Source organism: Ruegeria sp. HKCCD6604 (assembly GCF_013110635.1).
GTDB lineage: Bacteria > Pseudomonadota > Alphaproteobacteria > Rhodobacterales > Rhodobacteraceae > Ruegeria.
Genome location: NZ_WVQW01000027.1, coordinates 1 through 2,389, shown reverse-complemented (window position 1 = coordinate 2,389; position 2,389 = coordinate 1). Strand labels below are relative to the sequence as shown.

The window sequence follows — 2,389 nt, the reverse complement described above, 5'->3', positions numbered from 1 at the left end:
GCGGCTTCGGCGAGGTCGAATTCCGCCAGATCGCCGACTGGATCATCGAAGTGGTCGACGGCCTGGCCGCCAATGGCGAAGACGGCAACGACGCGGTCGAAGCTAAGGTCAAAGCCGAAGTCGCAGACCTCTGCGCACGTTTCCCGACTATCCGAACCTGTAAGACGAAGGACCCGAACCCATGAGCTTTCATTCCATTGACCAAGCCCCAGCCCGACTGAACCGAAGTGAATTGGCCGTGCCCGGCAGCCAACCCGGAATGTTCGAAAAGGCAGCCAAATCCGATGTAGACGTCATTTTCCTTGATCTGGAAGACGCGGTTGCACCGGATGAAAAGGAACAGGCCCGCAGGAACATCATTCAGGCGCTGAACGATATCGATTGGGGCAACAAGACCATGTCGGTTCGGATCAACGGTCTGGACACGCATTACATGTACCGCGACGTCGTCGATGTGGTCGAACAGGCGGGTGAGCGGCTGGACCTGATCATGATCCCCAAGGTCGGAACTGCTGCGGATGTCTATGCCGTCGATATGCTGGTGACCCAGATCGAAGACGCCAAGGGTTACAAAAAACGGATCGGGTTCGAGCACATCATCGAAACCGCGCTTGGCATGCAGAATGTCAGTGAGATTGCGGCAGCATCAAAGCGCAATGAAAGCCTGCACTTCGGCGTGGCCGACTATGCGGCCTCGACCCGTGCGCGCACCACGATCATCGGCGGTGTGAACCCGGACTACTCTGTTTTGACCGATGCGGACCCCGAGGGCGGTCGCCAGTCCCATTGGGGTGACATGTGGCATTATGCTCTGGCCCGCATGGTGGTTGCGGCGCGCGCCAACGGGCTGCGTCCGATTGATGGGCCTTTTGGCGATTTTCAGGACCCGGACGGTTACAAGGCCGCCGCAAAACGTGCCGCCGTTCTGGGTTGCGAGGGCAAATGGGCCATTCATCCAAGCCAGATCGCGCTGGCGAACGAGGTGATGTCGCCGTCCGACGCCGAGGTCAACAAGGCGCAGCGCATTCTTGTTGCCATGGCCGAGGCCGAGGCAGACGGAAAAGGTGCCGTTTCACTGGACGGCCGGCTGATAGATTACGCCTCAATCCGTCAGGCCGAAGTGCTGGTGGAAAAGGCCAGCCAGATTGCTGCGGCGTGAACCAAACCAGAGTTGCGTGGGCAAACTGCCCACGCGATGTCATCGCCCGTTGCGCAGGCCGAAGAAGGGCTAGGATCCTTCCGGCGCCATCGACCCCATGAACCGACGGTCCCGCACATCATCCGGGCTGGTTTTGTAGCAGCGTTGAAACGCACGTTTCAAAGCGACGGGCGATGAAAAACCGGTGGCTGCCGAGATTTCGATCTGCGACATGTTCGTGAACTGCAACAGGTTCTGCGCCCGTTCCAGACGAAGCTCCTTGTACGTGGAAAGAAGCTTTGCTCCGGTTTTGCTCAGGAACCGTCGTTGCAGTTGACGCGTCGAGGTTTTGAGCAAACGGGAAAGGTCCGAGATCGTCAGTGGATCTTCGATGTTCTCCTGCATCGCATCCAAAGTGCGCATCACCAGAAGATCGCCTTTTGCCCTGTGTACCAACTGGGCGGCCAACCTGCTTTCGTGTTTTTGCGTAGGTTCGGTCAGGCCGATATAGCTGCGCAATGCGTCCGCTATATGCTCTCCGTGATCCATGGACACGAATTCGGACAACAACCGCAACGCGCTCAGTCTGCTGATCGCGCTGTGGGGGTGCCCGTCGGCGGCCAGATGGGTTGCCGCACCGCAGCTTTCCAATCCGCTTTCCAGCGCGGCCGCGGCAAAGTTCGGGTGAACCGCAACGATGTTTCGGCCTGCTCTGCCCAGTTGCACCAGCAACAGGACAGCTCCCCCGACCAGAACGGTCCTTGAAGACAGGTTGAGAACTTGCGAAATCCAGCTTCTGCGCGAACCAGAGACGTCCCAGTTGTTCTCCAGGTCGCCCCAGAAAATCGCCGTCCGACCTGCCCAATAAAGAGGCCCGCCGACCGAGTCATTTCCGGACACTCGGAGATTGACGACGTAAGAGCAGTTTTCGACCAGGCTGTTCAGAGCGTGATAGAACTCGACGACGATCTCAGCCGATGCCAGTGCCCGCGTGTCGCTGAGGATAACATCGATGTATTTTATTCTTTCGGGCACCTCCGGCCCGGTCTTTGCCAGGTCGGCGCGATCATTTGCGAGGACATAGTGTTTCATTGTTCCTCCATCGAATTGACGAGAGGCAGCGCCTCGCAGGACGCTGCCCTCATTTTCGGATTTCAATCCGCCAGAGCAAACCGCGGATTGCTACGCCCGGTTCCCTATTCCGCGGCGTCTGCGTATGCGTCCATTGGGGGGCATGTGCATACGAGGTTT

Annotated in this window: 2 protein-coding genes and 1 pseudogene; 2 read left to right on the top strand and 1 reads right to left on the bottom strand. The window is 58.4% G+C overall.

Going from position 1 to position 2,389, the window contains the following annotated elements; all coding sequences use genetic code 11:
• Both glyA and GS614_RS21940 read left to right on the top strand, forming a co-directional pair.
• A pseudogene (glyA, locus tag GS614_RS21945) lies at nucleotides 1–163 on the top strand (serine hydroxymethyltransferase); the annotation flags it as partial.
• Between the two features lie 18 nt (nucleotides 164–181).
• A complete protein-coding gene (locus tag GS614_RS21940) occupies nucleotides 182–1,159 on the top strand; it encodes a CoA ester lyase (protein ID WP_171121061.1) in 978 nt (325 codons plus the stop codon).
• 69 nt (nucleotides 1,160–1,228) lie between these two features.
• Here the strand turns inward: GS614_RS21940 and GS614_RS21935 are convergent, their stop codons facing one another.
• Nucleotides 1,229–2,230 (bottom strand): helix-turn-helix domain-containing protein, encoded by a 1,002-nt coding sequence (locus GS614_RS21935; RefSeq protein ID WP_171727325.1) that lies wholly within the window; start codon nucleotides 2,228–2,230, stop codon nucleotides 1,229–1,231.
• Nucleotides 2,231–2,389: the final 159 nt, after the last annotated feature.